This is a genomic window from Saccharopolyspora montiporae (assembly GCF_015209505.1).
Taxonomy (GTDB): domain Bacteria; phylum Actinomycetota; class Actinomycetes; order Mycobacteriales; family Pseudonocardiaceae; genus Saccharopolyspora; species Saccharopolyspora montiporae.
In genome coordinates, this window is sequence record NZ_JADEYC010000012.1 from 39,744 (window position 1) to 66,522 (window position 26,779).

Here is a 26,779-nt window from a genome sequence, read left to right on the forward strand (position 1 = left end):
CAGCGGCGTGCCAGCATGGTGGCGTGACGCGATACGTGCTCTGGGACATCGACCTGACCCTGGTGGACGCGCGGGGATTCGGCACCCGCTGGTACGCGCGCGCCCTGGCCGAGGTCACCGGCCTGCAGCTGGAACGCATGCCGGACACCGCCGGGCGCACCGAACTCGCGATCGCCTCCGACGTGCTGCGCGTGCACGGGGTCGCCGTCGAGGAGACCACGGTGGCCGCGCTGTTCGACGCGCTCGACGCAGCGGTGGCCGACACCCGGGAGGAACTCGCCCGCGACGGCCGCGCCATGCCCGGTGCGCAGCGGGCCCTGCACGCCGCGTCCGAGGAGTTCGTGCAGACCGCGGTCACCGGCAACCTGCACCAGGTCGCGCGGCACAAGGTCGGCGCGTTCGGGCTGGACCGGCACCTGGACCTGGACATCGGCGGGTTCGGCGCGGACTCGGTGCACCGGCACGAGCTGATCACCGCCGCGATGGCCAAGGCGGGCGCCAAGCACGGCACCCCACCGGCCGCCGGATCGGTGGTGGTCGTGGGCGACACCCCGCACGATGTGGCCGGGGCGCTGCACCACGGGGCCGTGGCGGTCGGCGTCGCCACCGGAGGCAGCAGCACCGATCAGCTGCGCGCGGCAGGGGCCGCGGCGGTGCTGCCGGATCTCACCGACACCACCGCCGTGCTCGCCGCGCTGCGGTCCTGACCGGGTTCAGCCGCGAACCAGACCGATCAGGTGCCCGACCGCCTGCTCGGCGGGAACCTCGGTGCGCTCGCCCGAAGCCCGGTCCTTGACCTCCACGACACCGTTGGCCAGGCCCTTGCCCACCACCAGGATCGTGGGCACCCCGACCAGCTCGGCGTCGGTGAACTTGACGCCCGGTGAGACGGTGCGGTCGTCGAGGATCACCTCGACACCGGCGGTGTCCAGTTCCGCGGCGATGCGCTCGGCGCCCTCGCGCACGCTGTCGTCCTTGCCCGCGATCACCACGTGCACGTCGGCGGGGGCGAGTTCGCGCGGCCAGATCAGCCCGGACTCGTCGTGGCTCTGCTCGGCGACCGCGGCGACCAGGCGGGACACGCCGACGCCGTAGGACCCCATGGTGATCCGCTTCGGCTTGCCGTCCTGGCCGAGCGCGTCCAGCGAGATCGCGTCGGTGTACTTGGTGCCCAGCTGGAAGATGTGCCCGATCTCGATGCCGCGCGCGGTCACCAGCGTGCCTTGGCCGTCCGGGGACGGATCGCCTTCGCGCACCTCGGCGGCCTCGATCGTGCCGTCCGGCTGGAAATCCCTGCCGCAGACCAGGTCCAGCACATGGTGGTCCGGGCGGTCGGCACCGGTCGCCCACGCGGTCCCGGGAACCACTCGCGGATCGACCAGGTATCGAACCTCGTTGTCCTGCAGCGCCTTCGGTCCCACGTAGCCCTTCACCAGGAACGGGTTCCGGGCGAAGTCGGCTTCGTCGAGCAGTTCCACCGCGGCCGGTTCCAGCGACGCTTCCAGCCGCTTCATGTCGACCTCGCGGTCGCCCGGGACGCCGACACCGAGCAGCGACCACTCCTCCGCGCCGGGCAGGCGAGTCTTGACCAGCACGTTCTTCAACGTGTCGGCCGCCGTGAACTTCCGCTCGGTGTGCGCGTTGAGGTGGTCGACCAGGGTCTCGATGGTCGGGGTGTCCGGCGTGTGGTGCACCTCCGCAGCCGGTTTGTCCGCAATGGACTCCGCGGGCGGCGCGGGGGTGGTCACCGCTTCGACGTTGGCCGCGAAATCGGACCCGGTGCTGCGCACGTAGGTGTCCTCACCGGTCTCGCTGTCGGCGAGGAACTCCTCGGACGCCGAACCGCCCATCGCACCGGAAGTCGCCGCGACGATCACGTAGCGCAAACCGACGCGGTCGAAGATGCGGATGTAGGCGTCCCGGTGCAGCTCGTAGCTCACCTGCAGGCCCTCGTCGGTCGTGTCGAACGAGTAGGAGTCCTTCATGACGAACTCGCGCCCGCGCAAGATCCCCGCCCGAGGGCGCTCCTCGTCCCGGTACTTGGTCTGGATCTGGTACAGCACCACCGGGTAATCCTTGTAGGAGCTGTATTCGCCCTTGACCGTCTGCGCGAAGATCTCCTCGTGCGTCGGCCCGAGCAGGTAGTCACCGCCCTTGCGGTCGTTGAGCCGGAACATGTTCGGCCCGTACTCGGTCCACCGGCCGGTCTGCTCGTAGGGCTCCTTGGGCAGCAGCGCGGGCAGGTGGATCTCCTGGCCGCCGATGGCGTCCATCTCCTCGCGCACGACCTGCTCGGTCCGGCGCAGCACCCGCAGCCCCAGCGGCAGCCACGAGTAGATCCCGGGGGCGACGCGGCGCACGTATCCGGCTCGGACGAGCAGCTTGTGACTCGGCACCTCGGCGTCGGCCGGATCCTCGCGCAGGGTACGCAGGAACAGCGTCGACATCCTCGTAATCACGGTTTCTGGCTCCTCGTCCGGGCTCGTTCGTCAGCAGCAGGGTAGCGACCAGTGCTGCACTCGCCACCAGCGGATACCCGCGCGCGGCGGGATGCGGTCGCGAAGGTCTTGTGCGCGGCGCGCGGGTGCGGTTACCTCGGGTGAGCGGCACCGCGAGCAGCGGACCGCCCGCCGGCCCGAGGGGGTTGCCATGCGCTCACCGCGCGATGTGCGCACCGGAGGTCGCGCGGCCGAACTGCGGCTGCGCGCGCAACTGCTCGCCCAGGGCGGCGCGACCTGGGCGATGGCGCGCCGCGGCGACCGGATGGCGCGGCTGCTGCACCGGCCGTGGCGTGACGATCCGTACGAGGTGTACCGGCAGTTGCGCGAGCGGGGGCCGCTGGTGCGCAGCAAGCTGGGCGTTTTCGGGTGCACCACGCACGAGCTGTGCGAGCAGGTGTTGCGGGACAAGCGGTTCGGGGTGCGCACCAGCGACGGGTCCTACGGCGATCCCACCGCTGCGGCCGTCGACCTGCAGCTGTCCCTGCTGGAACTGGATCCGCCGGAGCACACCCGGCTGCGCAAGCTCGCCGCTCCGCTGTTCCGCCCGCGCAAGATGGCCGAGTACCAGCAGCTCATCACCGACACCACGCACGAGCTGCTGGACGCGGCGGCCGCGCGCGGACGGTTCGACCTGGTCCGCGACTTCGCTACGCCGCTGCCAATCCGGGTGATCTGCGCCCTGCTGGGTCTGGAGGGCGTGGACGCGCAGCGAATGGCCCGGCACGGCGCCGTGTTGGGCGCGGCGCTGGACGGAGTGCGTTCGGTGCAGCACCTGCGGGACATGCGCGCGTCGCTCACCGAGCTCGATGCGATGTTCACCGGGTTGATCGAGCAGCGCAGGCAGGATCCCGGTACCGATGCGATCAGCGATCTGGCCGCGCATCTCGACGAGGGCGCGCTCACCGGTGCGGAACTGGTGCAGCTGTGCGATGTGCTGCTGGTGGCCGGTTTCGAGACCACGGTCAACCTGATCGGCAACGGCTCGCTCGCGTTGCTGCGCCACCCCCGGCAGTGGGACGCGCTGCGCGCCGACCCCGCGCTGGCCGCGGGGGTGGCCGAGGAGACGTTGCGCTGGGATCCACCGGTGCAGATGACGATGCGGATCGCGCACGAACCGGTGGAGCTGGCCGGATGGGAGCTGCGGGTGGACAACCCGGTGCTGGTGCTGCTCGGCGCGGCCGGGCGCGATCCCGCGGTGCACCCGGAACCGGACGTGTTCGACATCCACCGGGTCGATCGCGCGGAGCACCTGGCCTTCTCGTCTGGGATCCACTACTGCGTGGGCGCACCGCTGGCCCGCATCGAGGCCGAGTCCGCCTTCCGCGGGCTCGCCGAGCGGCTGCCGGGGCTGCGGCTGCGCGGTCCGGTACGCAGGCGGCCCACCTCGGTGATCCACGGTCCGGCCCAGCTTCCGGTGGAGGTCGCCGCGGACCGCGTTCCCGGCTGAGCAAGCCACCGATCTTGCTGAGCAGACCTCCCGAAGTTCAGCCGATCAGGTTGTCTTGCGGGTCGGAGCGGGTTCGGCTGCATCCAGCGCGGGGTCCGGGCCCTCTGTACGGGCATGGACGAGATGTGTGCCCCGCCGCGGCCCCCGCGGCCGGACGCGGCGGCGTTGGGGCCAGGGCGGACCCGCACCGCCGCGCAAGCCCCGCCGCAACGGTCTCTAGGCTGGTGGTGTGCTGGTGCTGCTGCCCCCTTCGGAGACCAAGGCGGCCGGAGGCTCCGGCCCCGCGCTGGACCTGGATTCGCTGTCGTACCCGGACCTGAACCCGACGCGCCGCAAGCTGCTGGAGGCGCTGTCCACGCTGGCCGACGACGTGCCCGCCAGCCTGGACGCCCTCGGCCTGTCCGAGCGGCAGGTCGACGAGGTCGCGCGCAACGCCGAGTTGTGGGACGCCCCCACCGCCCCGGCGCTAGAGCGCTACACGGGCGTGCTCTACGACGCCCTGGACGTCGGCTCGCTGGATCCCGGGCAGCGAGAGCGCGCCGACCGGCGCCTGGCGGTGGCCTCGGCGCTGTTCGGGATGGTGCGCGGGGGCGACCGGATCCCGGGCTACCGGTTGTCCGGGGGCAGCTCGCTCCCCGGCGTGGGGTCGCTGCGCTCCACCTGGCGCCCGGTGCTGGAGCCGGTGCTGGCCGAGGGGGACGACCTGCTGCTGGACATGCGCTCCGGTGCCTACGCGGCGCTGGCGCGGACCCCGCACGCGATCGGCGTGCGGGTGCTGTCCGAGGACCCGAGCGGGAAGCGCAAGGTGATCAGCCACCACAACAAGGCGCACAAGGGCGGGCTTGCCCGGGCCCTGGCCCGCTCGCCCGCGGAGCCCGAGTCCGCAGCGGACGTGATCGAGGTCGCCGAACAGGCGGGCCTGCACGTGGAGCGCGAGGGCGAGCACGGGCTCTGCGTGGTCGTGCGGACCTAGCGTTCCGGCGCTCCGGCCGACTCAGGCGGTCAGGAACCGTACAGCCCGGCCACCGGGCCGATGACCACCACCGCGGGTGGCTTGACCTCCTGCGTGCGGACGTCGTCGGCAACCGCGTCGAGCGTGCTGCGCAGTGCGCGCTGCCCCGGCGTCGTGCCCTCCTGCACCACCGCGACCGGGGTATCACCGGGACGCCCGTTGTCGAGGAGGACTTTCGCGAACTCGCCGATCCGGTGCACGGCCATGAGCAGTACGAGGGTTCCGCTCAGCCGGGCGAGCGCGGGCCAGTCCACCAGGCTGCGCTCGTCGCCCGGTGCCACGTGCCCGGAGACCACCACGACCTCGTGCGCGACTCCGCGGTGCGTGACCGGCACGTCCGCTTCGGCCGGCGCGGCGAAGGCGCTGGTGATACCGGGTACGACCGTCACCGGGACACCCGCCTCGGTGCAGGCGAGCAGTTCCTCGAAACCGCGGCCGAACACGTACGGATCGCCGCCCTTCAACCGGGCCACGAACTTGCCGGCGCGCACGCTGTCGATCAGCGTCCGGTTGATGACCTCCTGGTTGGCGGCTCGCCCGTACGGGATCTTGGAGACATCGACGACCTCCACGTCCGGCCCGAGCTCCTCCAGCAGCTCGGGCGGAGCGAGGTGATCGGCGAGCACGAGATCGGCCTTGGCGAGCATCCGCCGTCCGCGCACGGTGATCAGGTCGGTGGCCCCGGGGCCGCCGCCGATCAGGGCAACCCCGGGCGCCGGGGGCTCGGTGTGCTCGTCCACGACTCCCGACTGCAGCGCTTCCAGCAGGCCGTCGCGCACGGCGGCCGAACGCCGCGGGCGCCCACCGGCGAGCACGCCCAGCAGCAGACCGTCGTGCTCGGCCGTGGCCGGGGTGACTGCGCTGCCCTGCTCGGCGTTGTCCGAGCGCACGCAGAAAACCCTGCTGCGCTCGGCTTCCGCACCGACCGCCGCGTTGACCGGATCCGGGCCCGCCGCGGCGACCGCGTACCAGGCTCCGTCCAGGTCACCGTCCCGGTACTCCCGGCGCGACCAGGTGATCTCCCCGGCATCGGCCAGCGCCTCGACGGCCGGGGTCGCCTCCGGGGCGATCACCTCGACGACCGCGCCGGCCCCGATCAACCGGGGCAGCCTGCGCTGCGCGACGGGTCCGGCGCCGACGACGACCACCCGCCGCCCGGACAGGTCCAGTCCGGCGAGGTAGTGGTCGTCCCGGGGATGTTGTTCAGCTGGTGTGACCATGTGCGTGTCCGTGTCCATGACCGTGGCAGGTCGGATCGTAGGGGTGGTACGGCGTCTGCGGGCGTCCGGCTTCTCCGCGAAACCGGGCATCAGCACCCGGTAGGCACCGGTGCCGCAGTCCAGCCGGGTATCGCCGCGCAGGGCTCGCGGTCGCGCTCGACCACGAGGTCGACGAGCGCAGCGCAATCCCCGCGGTCTCCGGCTACCCGAACGTCGATGTCCGGGTGCGGACGGCGCGTGCTCGCGCGCCCCGGCGACGGCGATCTGCGGGAGACCTCTCGTGGCACCGGGAGCACGGCGCGACCACGATCCGCTTCGCAGTCGGCTCGCAGACCTGCTCGGTGCTCCCGGGCACATCCGGCGCGGCGAGGGAGCGGAACGCCGACCCCACGGTCGCGAACCCGCTGGTGTCCGGCAAGGGGCGGGAGACCTCGCCCACCGAGTGCCGGGCGCAGCCGATCGGCCAGGCCACTCGGTTCGAGCACCGCGGTGGGTGCGTTGCCCACGAGCCGCACCGCGCCGTCCGGGTGCTGTTCGGCGGTCATGGGTGTCTCCGGTGGGCTGGCGGGAACGGTGGATGCGGTGCACCCCTGGGTCGGCGGATCCCCGACGAGGACCGCCTCGCGCGCGACGAGCGGGCGTCGTTCGGAACCCGGTGTCCACACAGGACTGCCGGATCGGTCCGGCGCGACATGCCCGGCATGCGAGGCCACGACCTCCTGGGTTTTCCGCCCGAGGGGCTCGGTTCCGCGCGACGCGGCGCGTCGCGGGGCCGGCGTGGAGTCGTCCGGTTCCCGGATCATCGCGGTCTCCCCGCCTTCCGGCCGATGCGGCCGTGGCTCGGTGTGGGGCCACTTCCCGGTCACAGCGGCGGGACCGTCCCGGTCTCGCACCGGGTTCCTCCACCGCGCGGCCGGTGTATCTTCACCCGCGACGAACCCGAGGTCAAACCTGGTGAATTCGGTCACCCGGCAGTTCGAGTCACTCCGACAGGTGACACAGCCCTTCCGCCGGTCACCGGAACCGGCGCATGCTGGGAGGCACTCCGGTCCGCACCGGAGCGCGGACCGCCGGGTCGCCAGGGAGGTCGCCATGAACGAGACCCGAGATATCAGCGTGCACATCCAGGTCGTCGAAGCCGGCGCGAAGACGAGCGCGGACGTGGGGATCACCACCGGCGGCGGGCAGCCGTTGCACGGGCACGGGACGGCTCGGCGCCATCCGGACGATCCGGAGGTCCCGCAGATCGGCGACGAGATCGCCATCGCCCGCGCCATGCTCGAACTGGCGCACAAGATGCTGGACACCGCCGCGCACGACATCGGCGAGCGGATGAATCGCCGGGTGAAGTTGCCCGCCTGACCCCGGGCCCCCGCCTGACCCCGGGCCCCCGCCTGACCCCGGGTCGCCGCCCGGCCCCGGGTCGCCGCCCGGCCCCGGGTCTCCGACTGACGCGCGGCCGCAGGCGCGGGTCAGCCGAAGAACGCCGCCCGGATCGCGTCCCACGTCGCGTGCACGTGCCGCCGCTCGGTGCCCGCCGCGCCGATCGCCATCCGCACCTGCACGCGACCGTCCACTTCGGTATGGGTGAGGTACGCGTTTCCCGCGCTGTTGAGCGCTTCCAGCCGGTCGAGCACACGCCGGTCCGCCGCAGCGGGATCCAGGTCCGGATACCGCGGCCGGAAGCAGACCAGCCCGAACACCGGTTCTTCCAGCAGTTCGAACCGGTCGTCCGCGGCAACCTCCCCGGCGAACTCCCGCGCGAGCTCGACCCCGCTGCGGATGTGCTCGCGCAAGCCCTCCGCTCCGTACCAGCGCAGCACCGACCACAGCTTCAGCGCGCGGAACCGGCGCCCCAGCGGCACCTGCCAATCCCGGTAGTCGATCACCGCCCCGGACTCGCTGGCCGGGTTGCGCAGGTATTCCGGCGTGCTGGACAGCGCCTGCACCAGCGGCCCGCGGTCGGCCACCCACAGCACGCTGCAGTCGAAGTTCGTCAGCAACCACTTGTGCGGATCGGTGCAATACGAGTCGGCGCATTCGGCCACACCGTCGCTGATCCACCGCAATTCCGGGCACACGGCGGCGACTCCGGCGTAAGCGGCATCCACGTGCAGCCACACGCCCCGTTCGCGGCACACCTCGCCCACCTGGCGGACCGGATCCACCGCGGTGGTCGACGTGGTACCGATGCTGGCGCACACCAGGGCGGGAACGACCCCGGCCGCGGCGTCGGCGGCGATGGCGCGGTCCAGCTCCTGCGGATCGAGTCCGCGGGTGCGCGGATCGGTGCCGATCACCCGCACGTTGTCCTCGCCGATCCCGCTGATCCGCGCCGCGCGGGCCAGCGAGGCGTGCGTGTGCTCGGAAACGTACATCGCGTAGCGGCCGGTGATCCCCTCCGCGGCGACCCGACCACCGCTCGCGCGGTGCAGCGCGGCCAGGCAAGCGACCAGCGCGGCACCGGACGCGGAGTCCTGGATGATGCCGCCGCCCGCGGCATCGGTGCGGAAGTGCGGCGGCAGACCCAACAACTCGGCCAGCCAGTCCACCGCCAGCGCCTCCAGCTCGGTGCAGGCCGGGCTGGTGGCCCAGAGCATGCCCTGCACACCGAGCCCGCTGGACAGCAGATCTCCCAGCACCGCAGGACCACTGGCACCGGACGGGAAGTAGGCGAAGAACGCCGGGTGCTGCCAATGCGTGATGCCGGGCAGCAGGACCTCGTCCAGGTCGCCGAGCACCTGCTCGAAACCCGTACCGCGTTCCGGCGGATGCGCGGGCAGTCGGTCGCGCACCCACCCCGGTTCGACCGGGGAACGCACCGGGTACGACTCGATGCCCGCCCGGTAGTCGGCGATCCAGTCGACGACCTGCTTGCCCAGTTCCCGGAACTCCTCCGGTGACATGTGCCCGCTCATCCGCCGGAGCCTCGCACGACCCGGCGCGCGGGGTCAGCGGATCAGGGCAACGCCGAGCACATCGATCGCGGGGAACGGGCAGATGGGCAGGCACGCGGCGCCGTCGCGGGAGCCGGCGCGCGGATCACTCGGCGGCCATCCACCGGTACCCGCCCGGGGTGACCATCCGCCCACCGATCACCGAACTCTGCGAGGAGCCGACCAGGACCGTGGTGCACGCGTCGACCTCCGCCGCGTCGAACTCGCCGATCGGTGCGCACCACACCCGCGGACCGTCCCGGCTCGCCCTTCGGACGGCCCCGACCGGAGTCGTGGCCGGGCGGTGCTCGGCGAGGATCTGCAGCGCCCGCGGCAGCTGCCAGTCGTGCTGCCGGGACCGCGGGTCGTAGAAGCACACGGCGAGATCGCCTTCGGCCGCCGCACGCACCCGCCGCTCGATGACCTCCCACGGGGTGTGCCGATCGGACAGGCTGATCAACGCGTGGTCCTGGCCGAGCGGAGCGCCGAGCAGCGCCGCGGCCGACAGCGCCGCGGTGATGCCGGGTACGCCCACGTACTCGATGTCCGCACCGGCCCGCTCCAGCGCGGGACCGGCCACCGCGTACACGCCCGCGTCCCCGGAACCGATCAACGCCACCGCATTCCCGCCGCGCGCCAGCCGGACCGCCTCGGCGGCGAGCTGCTCCGCGGCAGGCCCACCGCTGCGCAGTTCGGTACCCGGGCGCAGCAGGTGCCGGACCTGTTCCAGGCACCGGTCCGGGCCCACGACGATCGAGGCGCGGCGCAGTTCGGCCTCGGCCCGCGGAGTGCGCAGCTCGCCGTCGCCGGGACCGACCCCGACGATGGCGAGGCGGCCGCGCGGGCGCACCCGGGCCGCGGCCACCGTCACCTGGTCACCCTTGATCTTCGGCACCGCGAGTTCCACCGGACCGCCCGCGGCGATCTCCTGCGCACCGCGCAGCGCTGCCGCCTCGGCCACGCTGGGCGTGCCGGCCGCATCGCGCACGGTCTCGCTGGGGTGCGGCACGTCCACCGCGGCCAGCGCGTCGGCCGGGTAGGTCAGCAGCGGCAGCTCCTCCCCGCCGTCGCGGGAGTGCCAGAACCCCAGGTCCTGAGCCGCCTCCAGGATCCCCCGCTCGTCGGCCTTGCGGTCGACGCTGGCCAGCGACCGGATCGCTCGCGGGTCCAGCCCGTAGCGCCGCTCCAACGCGGCGACCGCCTCGGTGACCGCGGTGCGCGAAACCCCGCGCATCGAGCCGATTCCTACGACGAGCGTGCGCGGGATCAAGCGCAGCACCCGCTCGTCCGGGCGGTCCCGGGCAACGCCGTCGTCGATGACGATCGTCCACATCGGATCCGGCACATCGGTCCCGACATTGCCGGGCAGCGCGGGAAGTGGGAAACCGAGCGGGTTCTCCAGCCGCACCGGCAGCCCGTCGAGCACGGCCGTTCCGCACTCGGCCGGGTCTCCGTCGGCGGTGGCGTCGAGCACGCCGACCAGCTCGTCCAGCGGGGTGCTGCCGGTGCTGTCGCCGGCGGTGGTGACGACAGGAGTGCAGCCCAGCGCATCAGCCACCTGCTCGGCCAGCGCGTGTCCGCGGCGCGCGGGCCCGCCGGTCAGCGCGATCGCGAACCGCTGCGCCTCGTCCACGCACACCACGCCCGGATCGGTGTGCACGTCCTGCAGCAGCGGCGCCACGAGGCGCAGCACGGCCTCGCTACCCAGGAAGAACACCGCTGCGTCCAGCCGATCCCATACCCGGCGCAGCGCCGGGGCGAGCGGGCCGTCCACGACCATCGCCTCCGGGCCCACGCGGATGGCCAGGTCCGCCGCCGCGCGTCGTCCGGCGGCGGTGACCGCGAACAGACCGATCACGACGTGCTGCTCCTCCAGTCCGGTTGGCGCCCGTGCGGGCTGCTCACCCGTCCGTCGCGGGCTTGCGGGAACCGCACAGCAGCACCACCGGATCGGCCGCCTCCAACCGCGAGGAGCCGTCCGGCAGCTCGGCGAGCCTGCTGGCGGCCAGCTGCACGCCGTCGACCTCGTAGTCGGCGGCGCGCAGCGCCTCGCGAGCCGGGGCCACCCGGTCCAACGCGGCCAGGGCCACCACGACCCGGGACGCACCGACGTGCGCACAGGCGGTGACGACGTCGTTCCCGCCGCCACCGACGAAAACCGCATCGGGCCGCGGCAGGCCGCGCAACGCCTGCGGTGCGCTGCCCTCCTCGATCCGCACGTCCACCCCGTGCCCGGCGGCATTGGTGATCATCCGCACGACCTGGTTCTCGTCGGACTCGATCGCGACCACCGCTGCGCCGAGGCGGGCGCACTCGACGGCCACCGAGCCGGAACCCGCGCCCACGTCCCACACGAGCGCGCCCGCACGCGGAGCCAACCGTGCCAGCGCCACCGACCGCACCTCGGCCTTGGTGATCATGCCGTCGCGGTGGGAGAACTCGTCCTCGGACAGCGCCCACCCGGTTTCCGGCGGCAGCGGTTCCCCGCCGGCCGCCCAGCCGCGCGGCGGCACCTCGTCCGGTTCGGCCAGGCACAGCACCACGTTCGGCTCCCGCCAGGTTCGCTGCGCCGCATCGGCGGGATCGATCGTCACCACCGACTCGTGCTCCCCGCCGAGGTCCTCGCCCACGACCAGCGTGCGCCGCCAGCCGGCCAGCCCGGAACCGATCTGCGCGGGACCGGCTTTGGGGGCGGTCAACACCGCGACCGCGTGCCGGGCCCGGCAGACGTTGATGGCGCGCGTGAGGTCGCGCCCGTACGCGCTGACCACGGCGACGTCGTCCCAGGAGCGCCCGGCGGCGGCCATCAGCCGCTGCACGCTGGAGGTCGCGGGCAGCACCGAGCAGCGGATGCCGCGCTCGCGCAGCGCCCGCACGGCGCCGAAGAAGCCGGGGTCACCCGAAGCCAGGACCACACCCCGCTCTTCGCCGGACAGCGACGCCAGGGCGTTGAGCGCGGGGTCCAGCGGGCCGAGTTCGAAGGTCCGCACCTGCGCGGGTGCGTGCGCGCGAAGATGTTTCCCGCCGCCGACCACCAGCTGCGCGGACTCCAGCACTTCGGCGCTGCCCGGCGGAAGCCGGTCCCCGTCGACACCGATCACCGTGACTGCCACGTCACCCACCTCGCTTCCGTGGCCGCGACCACGCGCTCTCCCCGGAAGTCCACCATGCCGACCCGGGCGCGCGGCCTGCGGCGCTACTGTTCGCTGAACCGCTCCCATACTCCTGCGACCGGGCCGCACAACCGTTCCGCACACGCCGGGACGACCCCCGGCGGACTGGCACACCACCTCGGCGCGGAGTCACTGCTCGCGATCATCCGTCTTGGCCGCGGACGTGTCCGCTGCGGGCTTCGCGGTCGACCTCGCACTCTTCCTGCCGGCGCTCTGCTTGCCGGTTCCCGTCGACTTCGACGACTTCGCACCGGTTTTCGCCGGAGCCTTGCCCGACCCGGATCCGGCACCACGGCCCTTCCCGGACGTGCCCGCGGGCTGCTGCACCGGGACCGCAGGTTCGGACTCCGCAGGTTCGGACTCCGCGGCCTCGCCCTGGGCCGACTCGGACTGGGTCGACTCGGACTGGGTCGACTCGGATGGGGCCGACTCGGATAGGGCGGGTTCCGGCTCTGCCGGGTCGAACAGGTCGGGCTGGGCCTCCTCGGCATCGCGCTCGGTGGCCTTGGACACCGCGACCCGCGCCGCCCCGCGCGCGGTCTCCTGCCAATCGCGCACGGCCCACCAGGCCACATCCGAGTCCCGCACCCGGGCGGTTCCGCCCGACTCCGCCCCGGAGTCCGCGCTGCCGGAACCGCCGCGTGCGGGGCTGCGCGTGCCGGTCCACTCGGCGCGCGGCTCGCGGCTCGGCTGCTCGTCCCCGCGGCGGAGGGCGTGGGAGCGCCCGGCGTGGTACAGGCGCGAGCGGACGCCGCCGGTGGTGAGCCCGTTGCCGACGAGGAACAGCGTGTGCCGCCAGAGCTTGTGCTCCTTGACCGTGCGGGTGAGCTCGCCGAGCGTGGTGCGCAGGATCAGCTCGTCCGGCCAGGTCACCTTGTAGGCGACGACGACCGGAGTGTCGTCCGTGTACCCGCCGGCCTGCAATTCCTCCACCATCTGCCCGGTGCGCGCCGCGGACAGGAACAGCACCATCGTCGTGCCGTGCTTGGCGAACTCGCGCACCTTCTCCCCGTCGGGCATCGGCGTCTTGCCGCCCTCCAAGCGGGTCAACACCAGCGACTGCGCGACCTCGGGCACGGTCAGCTCGCGCCCGACCGACGCGGCGGCGGCGGAGAACGCGGCCACACCGGGCACGATCTCGACCTGCAACGCCATCCGCACGCACACGTCGTACTGCTCCTGCACCGCGCTCCACAGCGACGGATCGCCGGAGTGCACGCGTGCCACGGCGAGCCGATCGCGTTCGGCGCGGCGGTAGATCTCCAGGGCCTGCTCGTGGGTGAGCTGCGAGGAGTCGACCAGCTCGGCATCGGCGCGGGCGTGCTCCCGCACGCACTCGGGCGCGACCAGGCTGGCCGCCCACACCACGATGTCGGCCTCGGCGATCCGGCGCGCACCGCGCACCGTGATCAGGTCGGCCGCACCGGGCCCGGCACCGATGAACGAAATCCGGCCAGTCACCATTGTTCTCCTCTTCCACCTCTGAGCGGGAGCACTACCGCGGTGGACAGGTACGGGGCAGCGTCCACTTCGGACACATCGGCGCGCGGGAGCACTCGCGCATCCGGCGTTCCCCGATGCTCGGCGCGGACCGCGCGGTCCAGCACCCCGATCTCGGCGATCGCGAACGCAGCTCGCCGAGCCGGCGGCCACCTTGTGTAGATCACGACCGTACCCGGGGCGCGCAACGTCTCCTGCAACGCGGTCGCGTCCCCGCACGACCGGCGGCGCGGGGCGCGGACCGGCTCGCCGGTCAGCGCGCTACCGCGCCGACGCTGCGGTCGTCCGCACGGCTGGCCGCCCGAACCCCCGCACCGCCGGCCGTACAGCGGGTTCCGCAACCAAGGGGCAACGGGAATCGAAAACCGTTGCCACCCAAAGCATCTCGTTCAGAATGACTCGGTTGCGCAGCTGCGGGCCGCCCGGACTCGCGCTCACTCCGTCGAAGCTCACCGCGCGCACGCGGCGACGAACCGGGACACCGAGTCCGGCGCCCCGGCCGGATGGGTGTGCAGGTAGGAGGCGTGCACCCCGCCGACGACATACCCCTCCGGACCGCCGTACCGGAACCAGGCCGGGCGGTCACCGCTGGCCGGATCCATGGTCGTGCGGTGGAATTCGTGCCCGCTGACGCGCGCTCCTTCCGGGAACAGAGCGGAATCGCTCGCCGCGACCGCATCGCGGTAGCCGAGGGTCAGCCGCGACGCCATCCGCGCACGCCCCGGGACGACACCGCACAGCGGATGGCCGTCGAGTTCCTCGGCGAGGTACAGCAGGCCGCCGCACTCGGCCTGCACCGGCGCCCCCGATGCGGCCAGCTCGGCGATCTCACGGCGCAGCGCGGAATTCGCGGACAGCTCGGCAGCGTGCTGTTCGGGGAAACCGCCGGGCAGCACCAGCCCGCGGGTCCGCTCCGGCAGCCGCTCGTCGCGCAGCGGGTCGACCGCGACGACCTGTGCTCCCGCGGCTTCCAGCAGCTCCACGTGCTCGGCGTAGGCGAAGGTGAACGCGCTGCCGCCCGCGATCGCGACGACGGGCCGCCGATCAGCAGGTTCGACCTCCGCCGCGGCGTCCCAGACCGGACCGGGCAGCTCGGGGGCGCTGCGCGCCAGGGACAGCACCGCGTCCAGATCGGTGCCGCGCTCGACGACGTCGGCCATCGCGTCCACCGCATCCTGCGCGCGGCGCCCGTGTTCGGCGGCGGTGATCAGCCCGAGGTGCCGCGAAGGCACCACGACCTCCTCGTCCCGGCCCAGCACGCCCAGCACCGGCAGGCCAACGCTGTCCGCGGCCTCGCGGAGCACCTGCTCGTGGCGCGGGGAGCCGACCCGGTTGAGCAGCACACCGCCCACCCGGACCTGCGGGCGGTGACTGCGGAAACCGTGCAGCAACGCAGCGAGGCTGTGCCCGAAACCCTGACCGTCGACGACCAGCACCACCGGCGCGGCCAGCAGTTCGGCGACGTGCGCGGTGGATCCGGGTGCCACATCCGCGTCCCCGGTGCCGATGCGCCCGTCGAACAGGCCCATCACGCCCTCCACCACCGCGAGCTCGGATCCGGCGCAACCGTGCCGGAACAGCGGGCCGATGCGCTCCTCGCCGACCAGCACCGGATCCAGGTTGCGCCCCGGCGATCCTGCCGCGAGGCGGTGGTAGCCGGGGTCGATGAAGTCCGGGCCGACCTTGAACGGGGCCACCCGGGTACCCCGCCGGCGCAGCGCGGCGAGCAGTCCGGTGGCCACGATCGTCTTGCCCTGCCCGGAGGCGGGGGCGGCGACGACCAGACGCGGGCTCACCACTCGATTCCCTTCTGCCCCTTCTGCCCATCGTCCATCGGGTGCTTGACCTTGCTGGTCTGCATGACCAGATCGGCGGCGTCGATGAGCTGCTGCGGGGCGTAGCGCCCGGTGATCACCACGTGCTGGTGCCCTTCCCTGCGGTTCAGCACGTCGACCACCTCGGCCACGTCGACCCAGCCCCAGTGCAGCGGATAGGTGAACTCGTCGAGCACGTAGATGCCGTGCTGCTGCTCGCCGATCCGCCGGGCGATCTCCTGCCAGCCCTCCAGGGCGGCCGCGGCGTGGTCTTCCTCAGTGCCCTTCTTGCGGGACCAGGACCAGCCCTCGCCCATCTTGTGCCACTCGACGGGGCCGCCTTCGCCGGACTGCTCGTGCAGCCGGCCGAGCGCGCGGAAGGCCGATTCCTCCCCGACGCGCCACTTGGCGGACTTCACGAACTGGAACACGCCGACCGACCAGCCTTGGTTCCATCCGCGCAGGGCGAGCCCGAAGGCTGCGGTGGACTTGCCCTTCATCTCACCGGTGTGCACCACGACCAGCGGCCGGTTACGGCGCTGCCGCGTGGTGAGACCGTCTGCCGGCACTGCTGTCGGCTGTCCTTGTGGCATGGATCGACCCCAAGCGGTTGTCCGAGCCCGTCCGGGTTCCCGCCGCGCACTCGCGGACGGCCGGGCCGAGCTGCTTTCGTTATCTCTTGCGCGCGCCTCCGGCGGCGCAGCCGGTTCCACGTCCGCCGACCCGCACCGGGGCGGTCGCCCATCGGCGAGCCCGAGCGGGCGGCCGCCGGACCGGTTCCGGTCCTCGCACGTCAAAAGCCCCCGCACTCAACCGGCCTGGGGGTCGCCGGGAGCGCGGGGGCTCCTGTGAAGTCCACCCCTGGGGGTCAGGTGGACAGCGGCCACCGTACCAACCCGTTCACCGGCGAGGCGCGGAATCCGGGGAATCTCGTAACCAAAACGAGATCAAGCTGCGCGCGCATCACCACCCTGCGCGGCGCGGACGACACCGGCCACGCTGTCGGCCGAGAGCTCTTCCAGCCGCAGGCAGGATCCGCCCATCGCCGCGGCCAGCCGACCGGCCAGACCGAGGCGCACCGCCCCCGACTCGCAGTCCACGACGACCGAGGCGGCACCGGTCCCGGCGAGCAACCCGGCAGCGCGGAGCGCGTCATCGACGGCGGCCCTGCTGCCCGAGCCCGCGGATCCCCCGGTCGGCACGGTCGCCTTGCCGTCGGTGAGCAGCACCAGGAGCGGGCGCCGCTGCGGATCGCGCATCCGCTCGGTGCGCACCACACCGCGCGTCTTCAGGAGGCCGTCCGCCAGCGGGGTGCGTCCGCCGGTGCGCAGCCCGCGCATCCGCGCAGCCGCCACGTCCACCGAGTTGGTGGGCGGCAGCGCCAGTTCGGCGCCCTCGCCGCGGAACGTGACCACGCCGACCTTGTCCCGGCGCTGGTAAGCGTCCAGCAGCAGGGACAGCACGGCGCCGCTGACGGCCGACATCCGTTCCCGAGCCGCCATCGAGCCGGACGCGTCGACGGCGAACAGCACCAGGTTGCCCTCGCGACCCTCCCGGACGGCACGCCGGACGTCCCCGCCGCGCAGCACCAATCCCGGACCGGTGCGGCCGCGCTCGACCTGGTGCGGCGCGGCGGCGGCCAGCGTGGACTGCAGGTGGATCCCGGACCCGTCCGAAGTGGACGATCGGACGGTGCGCCCGGTCCGCGAGCGGGAACGGGACCGCCGCCCGGGGGCTCCGTCGCCCACGCCCGGCACTTCGAGCAGCCGCGCGCGGAATGCGGGTTCCGGGGCTGCGGGCGAGCGCTCCTTGGGCGCCGTGCCGTTCTCGTCCGGATCGCCTTCCGGCGGCACCGCACCCGATCCGGAGTCACCGGAGGGACCGCTGGGGTCCTCCGGCGGTCGGCCGCCGCCTCCGTCCGGACCACCACCGCCGTCCGGGCCGTCGCCGTCCGGGCCACCGTCATCCGGGCCGTCCGGCGGGTCCTGGTCCCCGTCGTCGGCCTGTTCGGCGGCCTCGGACATCGCCTGCTGCAACTGGTCTTCGGACATGCCGGGCTCGTCGAACGGATCCCGGCGGCGGCGGTGCGGCAGCGCCAGGCGCGCGGCCACTTCCACATCGGCTTCGGCGACCGCCTCGGCTCCGCGCCAGGCGGCGTGCGCGATGGCGGTGCGCGCGAGCACGAGATCGGCGCGCATGCCGTCGACGTCGAACGAGGCGCACAGCGCGGAGATCCGGCGCACCTCGGAATCGGGCAGCACGACCGACTCCACCCGACCGCGCGCTGCGGCGATGCTGCCGGCCAGGTCCGCGTCGGCCTCGGCCCACCGGTCGGCGAACCCTTCCGGATCCGCTTCGAACGCGAGCCTGCGCCGCACCACCTCGGTGCGCGTGGCGACCTCGCGGGAGGCCGAGACCTGCACGGTGAGCCCGAACCGGTCCAGCAGCTGCGGGCGCAGCTCGCCCTCCTCCGGGTTCATCGTGCCGACGAGCAGGAACGACGCCGCGTGCGACACGGACACGCCCTCCCGCTCGATGTGCGCGCGCCCCATGGCGGCGGCATCCAGCAGCAGGTCGACCAGGTGGTCGTGCAGCAGGTTCACTTCGTCGACGTAGAGCACGCCGCGGTGCGCGGCCGCGAGCAGACCCGGCTGGAACGCCCGCACGCCCTCGGTGAGGGCGCGCTCCAGGTCCAGCGAGCCGATCAGCCGGTCCTCCGTAGCCCCCACCGGCAGTTCGACCAGCTGCGCGGGCCGGTTCTGCCCCTGCACTCGGGTGTGCGGACCGTCCGGGCACTGCGGGTCGGGATCACCGGCCGCGCACCCGAAGCGGCACCCCGTCACCACGTCCACCGCGGGCAGCAGCGCGGCCAGCGCGCGCACCACGGTCGACTTGGCGGTCCCCTTCTCACCGCGCACCAGCACTCCGCCGATCCGCGGATGCACCGCGTTGAGCACGAGGGCGAGCCGGAGATCGTCGTGACCGACCACGGCGGAGAACGGGTACCGCGCAGCAGCTGCTGTCATGCCAGGTGTTCCTTCCTCGGGTATCGGACGCCCCGAATGGCGGGAACAAGGGACGCAGTGTCCTGACTCCCGGTTCAGCGCATCCTCCTGGCCTTCCCAGAACCCTGGCCTTCCCAGAACCTGCTCCGGTGGCGGGAGTCGGAGAACGCTCCCCGGTCACAGTGGCGCCGACCGTGCCGGATTCGCACCGGCTTCCTGACGCACCCTTGCTTGGACCGCTCTGCATCGTCGCAGAACCGCCGCAGCGCACCCAAGCTCCCGCAGCAACCGCGAGATCTTCCCCACTGCGGATGGCACACCCGGGCACCGGTCGGAAGCCGCGGGTGAACGGCGTCGCGCCGGACGATCACCTGCCGCCGGAGGCGGGCCTGCGCATGTCCACATGCGGGATCCCGTCCTCCAGGTACTGCTCGGCGCACTCGGTGAATCCGAAGCCCCGGTAGAAGTCGACGGCGTAGGTCTGGGCGGACAGCACCACAGGTGCGCGCTGGGCCTCGGCCACGGCGGCGCGCATGACCTTGCGCGCGAGACCGAACCCGCGCGCGTCGGCGGAGGTGCACACCCGGCCGATCCGGACCGAGCCGTCGCCCTCCTCCAGCAGCCGCAGGTAGGCGAGCACGTAGCCGTCCGCGGAGTCGATCCAGAAGTGCCGCGTGGTCGCTTCCAGATCGCGACCGTCCAGCTCGTGGTACGGACACCCCTGCTCGACCACGAACACGTCGATCCGCAGGCGCAGCATCCGGTAGAAGTCGGCCGCGTCAAGATCCGCCGTGTAGGCGCGATGCACGGCCGTTGCGAGGGGCTGGAGGGTCACCTTTGCCTGGATATCACAGCTGAGCGCCGCGCAGCGCACTCACCTGCGCGCGGAGTTGTGTACGCCACGCCGGAGCGTCGCCATCCGGACGCGGCGCCGGGCCGAGCTCACAGCTGGGCGGCCAGCTCCGCCGAGTACCCGGACACCTTGGTGTAGACACCCGGCGTGCCCGGCCTGCCGCAGCCCGTGCCGTAGGACACCACCCCGGCGAGCTCGCCGTCCACGACGAACGGTCCGCCGGAGTCGCCCGCGCAGGCATCGCGCCCGCCTTCGGGCACGCCGGCGCAGAACATCCCGCGCTCGTCGAACTCCGAGTAGGCGTGCCCGCACTCACGTCCGCTGGTCACCGGCACATCCACCGAACGCAGCACACCGGACGGCGCACCGTCCTCGCTGGTGCGCCCCCAGCCGTAGACGGTGCCGGTCGTGCCGGGCCGGTAGGCCGAATCGTCCGCAGCACCGACCACGCCGAGAGGCTGCTGCGGGAGCGGATCGCGCAACGTGAGCACCGCGAGGTCGTCACCCGAGGTGTAGCCGCGGTATTCGGGATGCACCCAGACGTCCTCGACCTCGGCCACCGAGCCGTTCTGCGAGCTCAGATCCGCCCGGCCCGCCACGGCGCGCAGCGAGCCCGGGGACCGCTCGTCGCCGGTGACGGAACTCGTGGCGCAGTGCGCCGCGGTGATCACCTTGACCTCGCTCACCAGCGCCCCACCGCAGAACTGCCGTCCCGATGAGTCCGTGATCGCGACCGCCCAGGGTGCCTGGTCGGTGGACGTCTCCGCGCCGCCGAGCACCCGGGCCTGCGGTTGGTCATCGGTCACCGCGGCGGCGGGTACGCCGGTGAGCGCCCCCGCGGCCACCGTCCCGGCGGCCATCGTTCCTGTCAGCAGCAGGCGCAGCGCGGAACCACCGCGAGACCGCACGCCCCCACCCGCTGCACCTTCAGCGTCCTCCACGGCACTTCGCACGCCGGTCCTCCAGAGCAGTTCGTCGGCCGCCGTCCTCACGCGGCTGGCGACGGCTCACCGTAGTGGCCCGATCACGCGGTGATCACGAGGTGCAGATCACATCTGCACAGGAGGATATTTCGTTAGACTGTCAGTCAGCGAAAATATTTCCTCCAGCCCTCGTAGAGCAGAGCAGTTGATCCGGATTACTTGGTCAGGCTGCGGATGTTCCGACGGCTACGGCAGACCCGCCCGGGGGATGATCACCGCCCGATCCAGTGAGGCCCAGCCCCACCACGCCGGACCGCGCACCCGCGGCCGGGCGCACCACGACCCGAGAACCGGGAGGAACGACCGTGCTCGACATGACACCGCTGCCCGCCTTCCTGCTGGCCGCGGCCGTGGTGACCCTGACGCCGGGCGTGGACGCGTTCCTGCTGCTGCGCACTTCGCTGCGCACCGGACGCCGCGCCGGGCTGCTGGCGCTCGCCGGCATCCATTCGGCCAGCGCGGTGCAGGTCGCCGTGGTCATCTCGGGGCTCGGAGCACTGATCACCAGCAACCCAGCGGTGCTCACCGCGCTGAAGTGGATCGGGGCCGGCTACCTCGTCTACCTCGCAGCGACGATCGCGCGCGGGCTGTGGCTGACCCGTCGGGAAGCCGGCCCCGGAGCACTCGGCGGGGAGGTCGCCGACCCGGCCAACCCGTTCGCCCGCGGTTTCCTGAGCAACATCACCAACCCGAAGATGCTGCTGTTCAGCCTGGCGTTCCTCCCGCAGTTCATCGGCGCGGCCGCGCAGCCGACCGCCCAGCTCGTGTTCCTCGGGGTGGTCTTCCTCGTCGTGGCCGCGATCTGGGAACTGGCCATCGTGCTCGGCGCTGCGCGCATCGCCGGCCGACTGCGCCGCCCCGGGGTGGCCAGGTCGCTGGACGCGGTCAGCGCGACCGCCTTCCTGACCATCTCGGTGGGTCTGGTCGCCGGCTGACCCGGGCCGCGGTCCGGCGCACCGCCGCGACCCGGGGTCGAGCCGGACCGGATCAGGTCAGCTGGGCCTGGATATCCTGGTGGTAGCGCGCGACCTCGGTGTACACACCGGGCTCGCCTGGCCGGGCGCACCCGTTGCCGAACGAGACGATCCCGATCAGCCGATCACCGGCCACCAGCGGTCCGCCGGAATCGCCCTGGCAGCTGTCCACCCCGCCCTGCGGCACGCCCGCGCAGACCATCGCGTCCGCGGTGAACGATCCGCTGTAGGCCCGGCCGCACTCCTCGTCGGAGACCAGTGGCACGTCCGCGCGCCGCAGGACGTCGGATTGCGATCCGCCCTCCTCGGTCGCGCCCCAGCCGTACACCTGGGCTTGCGTGCCCGGTTGATACAGCCCGCGGTCCTGCGGCCCTGCGGGCTCCAGCGGGGGTTCGGGTACCTCGCCGGCCAGGGTCAGCACGGCGACATCGGCTCCGCTGCCGGGTTCGGTGAACTCCGGGTGGACCCAGATGTCGGCGACGTCGACGGTGGTGCCGGCCTGGGAGTTCTTGTCCTCCCGCCCGGAGACCACCCGCAGGGTGGAAGGCGTCTCCCCGGTCATGCAGTGCGCAGCGGTGATGACCTTGTTCGCCCGGGCGATGGTGCCACCGCAGAACTGGTTGCCCTGCGCGTCGACCAGGAACGCGACGAAGGGGCTGTCCGCGATGCCCGTCGGCTGGCCGCCCACGATCGGTGGCGCCTTGGCCGAAACCGGATCCTGGTCGACCGCACCCACCGGCGCAGCCAGCAGAGCCGAGGACAACACCCCTGCGGCCAGCACTCCCAACGCGGAGAAAATGCGGCATCGTGCACGTGCCATTTCGCTGCCTCCTCACCCGGAGCAACCCGGCGCGGTCGGCTCGACCGGCCCCCTCCGGCTCGACAAAGTGTCCACGAAGAAGAGGGGGACGGCCCGCCGATGGATACACCCCGACCGATCACCGCCACCTGATCAGGTGATCCACAGCGCGGGGCACATCACTCGGCGGAACGACTGGCTCGTCCACTTCGGACTGATCGGCGGCGCGTATCCGGCTCAGTAACCGGCTTCGCGATCCACGAGCCCCAGCAGCGGCTCACCGGCCATCCGGCGGCGGACATTCTCCTCCACGCGCCTGGCCAGGGCGGGCATCAGCAGCGAAGCGGGATTGGCCTGGTGCGGCGAGATAATCGCGCGCGGGTGGTCGAACAGCGGATGCCCGGCCGGCAGCGGTTCCGGCTCGGTGACGTCCAGGGCCGCACCGCCGATGCGCTCCTCGTCCAACGCCGCCACCAGCGCCTCGGTGTCCACCAGCGAGCCGCGCGCCACGTTGATCAGCCACGCGCCCGGTTTCATCGACTCCAGCGCGGCCCGGTCGATCAGCCGGTCGGTCTCCGCGGTCGCCGGCGCCGCCACCACGACGAAGTCGGACTCCGCGAGAACGGTGCGCAGACCCTCGGGATCGGCCGCCCGCCAGGTCTGCTCGGCACCGGCGACCGGTTTGCCCGAGCGGTTGGTCGCCAGCACCCGCACGCCGAACGGCCGCAGCAGCCCGATCAGCGCCCGGCCGATCCCGCCGGCACCGACGATGCCGACGGTCGATCCGAACAGGCCGCGCATGCCCTCCGGCGCCGTCCACTCGTGCGCCCGGGCCATGCGGTGCAACTGGCGCGCGCCGGTGAGCATCAGCCCGAGCGAGTGCTCGGCGACCGTCTCCGCGTAGGTGCCCACCGCCGAGGTGAACGTGATGCCCTCGCGCAGGGCGCCCGCAGCCACCCACGGCTCGATGCCGGCGAACGGGAGCTGCACCCATTCCAGGCCCGGGTGGTCGTACTCCGCGAACCGCTCGGGCCCGGCTCCGAACCAGACCAGCGCCGAAGCCTCTTCCAGCGGCGCCGTTTCGGCCCCCGCGTCGAGCACCGCGCGCTTGAGCTCGGGGGTTTCCACCGGACCAATGTGGACGTGCACTGCTTCTCCAATGCTGAGTGGTGACCGGGCGCAGCCTAGTCACTCCGGCGGGCGACCGGCCACCGGCGTACCCACCGGCGTCGCGTTCGCGAGCTCGCCGAGTTGACCCGGTCCGGGGACGGTTGTTCTAGGGTGGCACCGGTGATCGCGCACCGTTGACGCGGACCGGCTCGCCGCCGGCGGGCACGGCCCCCCGCCCGGTGCGCTCCGCGGTGGATCGACCGCCGCCCTCGGAGATGAGGAGGATGCTGCATGAGCCTGGAACGCCCCGTCGACCCGGACCCGTACTCGCTGCTGCCCCCGGTCCCGGCCTTCACCGTCACGTCCACCGACGTGACCGATGGCCAGCCGATGAGCCAGGACCACGCCTACGACGGCATGGGCGCGGGTGGCGGGAACGTGTCCCCGCAGCTGAGCTGGGAGGGATTCCCGGAATCCGCGAAGAGCTTCGTGGTGACCTGCTTCGACCCGGATGCCCCGATCCCCGGTGGCTTCTGGCACTGGGTCCTGGTGGACGTGCCGGTGTCGGTGACCGAGCTGTCCCGCGACGCCGGTTCGCGGGACGGCGGTGTCCCGGAAGGAGCCTTCCACGTCGCCAACGACCTCGGTGAGCGGGCGTTCGGCGGCGCTGCCCCGCCGCCCGGCGACCGGCCGCACCGCTACTACTTCGTGGTGCACGCCGTGGACACCGACAAGCTCGGCGTCGACGAGAACGCCAGCCCGGCGGTGGTGAGCTTCAACCTCGCGTTCCACACCGTGGCGCGCGCGGTGATCACGCCCACCTACCAGGCGTGATCCCCCGGCACCGGGGCCGCCGCGCTGCGGCCGTCCCCGGTGCTCCCGCGCCCACCCCCCGGTTCACCCGGTCGCGCTGAATCCACGCGGCGGTCCCGGCCCTCTTATCTACGGCCAGAGATCGCGCGCAGGTTCGGGGGACCGCAGATGAGTGCACTGCCGGGGTGGTACGCCACCGTGATCGCCTGCTGCGCGGCAGCGCTGGGCTTGGCTCCGCTCGTGGCCGCGCAGCACCGCAGGTGCGGGCAGCTGCACCCGCGCGCCTGCGCGGGAGCGATGGCGGTCCTGCTGTACGCGGCCGGACTCGCCTGCTACGTGTTCTGGCCGCACCCGCCGACCGGCTGCGCCGCGGCGCAGTGGCGGCTCCTGTCCGGCCTCGGCGAGGCCGAGCACGCCCGCCAGTTCGCCGCCAACATCGCGCTGTTCGTCCCGCTCGGCGTGCTCGTGCGCCGGTACCGCGGAACCCGCGCGACCGCTGTCGGCGCCGGTGCCGCGGTATCGCTGCTCGTGGAACACGCGCAGCTGACCGGATTCTGGTCACTGCTGCCCTGCGCCTACCGCGTGTTCGACGTCGACGACCTGCTCACCAACACCTGCGGAAGCGCGCTCGGCGCGCTGGCACCGGCGGCTCCTCCGCGACCCCCGCCGGATGTCCGATCGGCCCGGTCCGCGACCCCCGGGCGCAGGGTGCTGGGCATGGCGTGCGATCTGACGCTGCTGCTGTCCGCGTCCGCGATCAGCGCGGCGGTGCTGACCGGCGGGCACTCCCCGGGCTGGCGGCGCGCGGGGGCCTGCTGGTTCATCCCGGCGCTGCTGGCCCTGGCAGTGCTGCTGGCCGGCCGCGGGACCTCGCTCGGCCAACGGGCCGTGTTGCTCGGCGCCGCGCCGACCCCGCATCCCCTCCGGTCATGCGTGCTGCGCTGGGGTTGCGGATGCGGTGGTCTCGCCGCCGCGCTCGGGTGCGCCGAGCTCCGCGATGCGGCCGACGGAGCACCCGCGGCGGCGCTGGTCGCGGTGTATTGCCTGCTGCACGGCGGCGCCGCGTTCACCGGCGGCGACGTCCGCGGAATCTCCGGACGCCTCGCGGGGTTGCACTTCAGCGACCTCCGAACGGCGGGCCGATCCACTCCCGCCCCGACATGATGCAGGATGAACCCGTGCGGCATTTCGATCTCGTGATCATCGGCTCCGGATCCGGCAATTCCATCCCGGACGAGCGATTCGACGACTGGAACGTGGCCATCGTCGACAAGGGCATCGGCCCCGACTCGGCGTACGGCGGAACCTGCCTGAACGTGGGCTGCATCCCGACCAAGATGTTCGTGCACACCGCCGACGTGGCCGGTGCACCGGTCGAGGGCGAGCGGCTCGGCGTCGATCTGGAGCTGCAGCGGGTGCGCTGGCCCGATATCCGGGACCGGATCTTCGGGCGGATCGACGCGATCTCCAGCGGCGGCCGGCACTACCGCATGTTCGACAACGAGAACGTGACCCTGTTCGAGGGCGTCGCGCGCTTCACCGGGCAGCGGGAGCTGACCGTGGACACCGCGCACGGACCGGAGACGATCACCGCCGACCGGGTGGTGATCGCCGCAGGAACCCGGCCGCTCGCCCCCGCGGTGCCCGGGCTGGACGAGATCGACTACCACACCAGCGATTCGGTGATGCGGTTGGCCGAACTGCCCAGCAGCATGATCGTCATGGGCACCGGGTTCATCGGCGCCGAGCTCGCGCACGTCTTCGCCGCACTCGGCGTGCAGGTGACCATGATCGGCCGGTCCGGCCGCCTGCTGCGCGGCGAGGACGAGGCCGTCTCCGAGCGGATCACCGAACTGGCCGCGCGGCAGTGGGACCTGCGACTGAACCGCAAGGCGACCTCGGTGGAGCGCGACGCCGACGGCGTCTTGCTGCACCTGGAAGGCCCGGAAGGCGCCGAGGTCGTGGCCGCCGAGCAGCTGCTGATCGCGGTGGGCCGCACCCCGAACTCGGACCTGCTGGACGTGCAGCAGGCAGGCGTCACGACCGATCCGGACGGCAAGGTCGTGGTGGACGCCCAGCAGCGCACCTCGGCGGACGGGGTGTGGGCGCTGGGCGATGTCAGCTCCGCCTACGAGCTCAAACACGTGGCCAACCACGAGGAACGGGTCGTGCAGCACAACCTGCTGCACCCGGACGACCCGGTGGAGTCGGACCACCGCGTCGTCCCGCACGCCGTGTTCACCTCACCGCAGATCGCCTCGGTCGGACTGACCGAGCAGCAGGCCCGCGACCGCGGGATCGAGTACGTGACCGCGACCCAGGACTACGGCGGGATCGCCTACGGCTGGGCGATGGAGGACACCACCGGTTTCGCGAAGCTGCTGGCCGATCCGGACACCGGCCAGCTGCTCGGGGCGCACATCATCGGGCCGCAGGCACCCACGGTCGTCCAGCCGCTGATCCAGGCGATGCAGTTCGGCCTGGACGCCCGCGCGATGGCCCGCGGGCAGTACTGGATCCACCCCGCCATGCCCGAACTCGTGGAGAACGCGCTGTTGAACCTGCCGCTGCGCTGAACCCGCCACCGGCGCGGCGGTTTCCCCGGACCCCGCTGGAGCACGCGGGTCAGGGTGCCGGGA

At 72.7% G+C, this 26,779-nt stretch carries 21 protein-coding genes and 2 riboswitches; of the genes, 8 read left to right on the plus strand and 13 right to left on the minus strand.

Features of this window, described 5'->3' with window-relative positions:
• The first annotated feature begins 23 nt into the window (after positions 1-23).
• Positions 24-707 (plus strand): HAD family hydrolase, encoded by a 684-nt coding sequence (locus IQ251_RS07670; protein WP_370591257.1) that lies wholly within the window; start codon positions 24-26, stop codon positions 705-707.
• Between the two features lie 6 nt (positions 708-713).
• Here the strand turns inward: IQ251_RS07670 and IQ251_RS07675 are convergent, their stop codons facing one another.
• Positions 714-2,459, minus strand: a complete 1,746-nt coding sequence (locus IQ251_RS07675; protein WP_193927775.1) for a proline--tRNA ligase — start codon at positions 2,457-2,459, stop codon at positions 714-716.
• Between the two features lie 190 nt (positions 2,460-2,649).
• Between IQ251_RS07675 and IQ251_RS07680 the strand changes: the two genes are divergently transcribed.
• Together IQ251_RS07680 and yaaA are read left to right on the plus strand one after the other, a co-directional pair.
• Positions 2,650-3,948, plus strand: coding sequence for a cytochrome P450 (locus IQ251_RS07680; protein WP_193927776.1), 1,299 nt, complete (start codon positions 2,650-2,652; stop codon positions 3,946-3,948).
• Between the two features lie 229 nt (positions 3,949-4,177).
• Positions 4,178-4,921, plus strand: coding sequence for a peroxide stress protein YaaA (yaaA, locus tag IQ251_RS07685; RefSeq protein WP_193927777.1), 744 nt, complete (start codon positions 4,178-4,180; stop codon positions 4,919-4,921).
• A 29-nt stretch (positions 4,922-4,950) separates the two neighbouring features.
• Here yaaA and cobA read toward each other — a convergent pair whose 3' ends face one another.
• Positions 4,951-6,180, minus strand: coding sequence for a uroporphyrinogen-III C-methyltransferase (gene cobA, locus IQ251_RS07690; protein ID WP_193927778.1), 1,230 nt, complete (start codon positions 6,178-6,180; stop codon positions 4,951-4,953).
• A gap of 781 nt (positions 6,181-6,961) precedes the next feature.
• Positions 6,962-7,082, minus strand: a riboswitch (cobalamin riboswitch).
• Between the two features lie 190 nt (positions 7,083-7,272).
• Between cobA and IQ251_RS07695 the strand changes: the two genes are divergently transcribed.
• The gene (locus tag IQ251_RS07695) at positions 7,273-7,542 is read left to right on the plus strand and encodes a DUF1876 domain-containing protein (protein ID WP_193927779.1); all 270 of its coding nucleotides are present in this window, start codon (positions 7,273-7,275) and stop codon (positions 7,540-7,542) included.
• Positions 7,543-7,652: 110 nt separating this feature from the next.
• Here IQ251_RS07695 and IQ251_RS07700 read toward each other — a convergent pair whose 3' ends face one another.
• From IQ251_RS07700 to IQ251_RS07740, 9 genes are all read right to left on the minus strand, one after another.
• Positions 7,653-9,086: an aminotransferase class I/II-fold pyridoxal phosphate-dependent enzyme gene (locus IQ251_RS07700; protein WP_193927877.1), complete on the minus strand. Its 1,434-nt coding sequence runs from the start codon at positions 9,084-9,086 to the stop codon at positions 7,653-7,655.
• A 136-nt stretch (positions 9,087-9,222) separates the two neighbouring features.
• Positions 9,223-10,974: a cobalamin biosynthesis protein gene (locus tag IQ251_RS07705; protein WP_370591258.1), complete on the minus strand. Its 1,752-nt coding sequence runs from the start codon at positions 10,972-10,974 to the stop codon at positions 9,223-9,225.
• 43 nt (positions 10,975-11,017) lie between these two features.
• On the minus strand, positions 11,018-12,229 hold the full coding sequence (gene cbiE, locus IQ251_RS07710) for a precorrin-6y C5,15-methyltransferase (decarboxylating) subunit CbiE (protein ID WP_193927780.1): 1,212 nt from the start codon (positions 12,227-12,229) through the stop codon (positions 11,018-11,020).
• Between the two features lie 189 nt (positions 12,230-12,418).
• Complete coding sequence (gene cobM, locus IQ251_RS07715) at positions 12,419-13,753, minus strand: precorrin-4 C(11)-methyltransferase (protein ID WP_228046347.1); 1,335 nt, start codon at positions 13,751-13,753, stop codon at positions 12,419-12,421.
• Positions 13,754-14,238: 485 nt separating this feature from the next.
• The gene (locus tag IQ251_RS07720; RefSeq protein ID WP_193927781.1) at positions 14,239-15,585 is read right to left on the minus strand and encodes a cobyrinic acid a,c-diamide synthase CobB; all 1,347 of its coding nucleotides are present in this window, start codon (positions 15,583-15,585) and stop codon (positions 14,239-14,241) included.
• The gene (gene cobO / locus IQ251_RS07725) at positions 15,582-16,196 is read right to left on the minus strand and encodes a cob(I)yrinic acid a,c-diamide adenosyltransferase (RefSeq protein WP_193927782.1); all 615 of its coding nucleotides are present in this window, start codon (positions 16,194-16,196) and stop codon (positions 15,582-15,584) included. The genes IQ251_RS07720 and cobO overlap by 4 nt, the downstream gene beginning before the upstream one ends.
• 354 nt (positions 16,197-16,550) lie before the next feature.
• Positions 16,551-18,629, minus strand: coding sequence for a magnesium chelatase subunit D family protein (locus IQ251_RS07730; protein ID WP_193927783.1), 2,079 nt, complete (start codon positions 18,627-18,629; stop codon positions 16,551-16,553).
• A 55-nt stretch (positions 18,630-18,684) separates the two neighbouring features.
• Positions 18,685-18,827: riboswitch (cobalamin riboswitch) on the minus strand.
• 148 nt (positions 18,828-18,975) lie between these two features.
• Positions 18,976-19,443, minus strand: a complete 468-nt coding sequence (locus tag IQ251_RS07735) for a GNAT family N-acetyltransferase (RefSeq protein WP_193927784.1) — start codon at positions 19,441-19,443, stop codon at positions 18,976-18,978.
• Positions 19,444-19,550: 107 nt separating this feature from the next.
• Positions 19,551-20,369 (minus strand): S1 family peptidase, encoded by an 819-nt coding sequence (locus IQ251_RS07740; protein WP_370591259.1) that lies wholly within the window; start codon positions 20,367-20,369, stop codon positions 19,551-19,553.
• Between the two features lie 389 nt (positions 20,370-20,758).
• On the opposite strand from IQ251_RS07740, the gene IQ251_RS07745 reads away from it, so the two are divergent.
• Positions 20,759-21,379, plus strand: coding sequence for a LysE family translocator (locus tag IQ251_RS07745; RefSeq protein WP_193927881.1), 621 nt, complete (start codon positions 20,759-20,761; stop codon positions 21,377-21,379).
• 52 nt (positions 21,380-21,431) lie between these two features.
• Here IQ251_RS07745 and IQ251_RS07750 read toward each other — a convergent pair whose 3' ends face one another.
• A complete protein-coding gene (locus tag IQ251_RS07750) occupies positions 21,432-22,238 on the minus strand; it encodes a S1 family peptidase (RefSeq protein ID WP_193927785.1) in 807 nt (268 codons plus the stop codon).
• Between the two features lie 216 nt (positions 22,239-22,454).
• A complete protein-coding gene (locus tag IQ251_RS07755; RefSeq protein ID WP_370591260.1) occupies positions 22,455-23,345 on the minus strand; it encodes an NAD(P)-dependent oxidoreductase in 891 nt (296 codons plus the stop codon).
• A 273-nt stretch (positions 23,346-23,618) separates the two neighbouring features.
• On the opposite strand from IQ251_RS07755, the gene IQ251_RS07760 reads away from it, so the two are divergent.
• The 3 genes from IQ251_RS07760 to IQ251_RS07770 all read left to right on the plus strand — a co-directional run bounded on the left by IQ251_RS07760 (position 23,619) and on the right by IQ251_RS07770 (position 26,716).
• Positions 23,619-24,161 carry a YbhB/YbcL family Raf kinase inhibitor-like protein gene (locus IQ251_RS07760; RefSeq protein WP_193927787.1) on the plus strand — a complete coding sequence of 181 codons (543 nt, stop codon included), beginning with the start codon at positions 23,619-23,621 and terminating at the stop codon, positions 24,159-24,161.
• 147 nt (positions 24,162-24,308) lie between these two features.
• The gene (locus tag IQ251_RS07765) at positions 24,309-25,304 is read left to right on the plus strand and encodes a VanZ family protein (RefSeq protein ID WP_193927788.1); all 996 of its coding nucleotides are present in this window, start codon (positions 24,309-24,311) and stop codon (positions 25,302-25,304) included.
• Positions 25,305-25,318: 14 nt separating this feature from the next.
• The gene (locus tag IQ251_RS07770) at positions 25,319-26,716 is read left to right on the plus strand and encodes a mycothione reductase (protein ID WP_193927789.1); all 1,398 of its coding nucleotides are present in this window, start codon (positions 25,319-25,321) and stop codon (positions 26,714-26,716) included.
• The last annotated feature ends 63 nt before the right edge of the window (positions 26,717-26,779 follow it).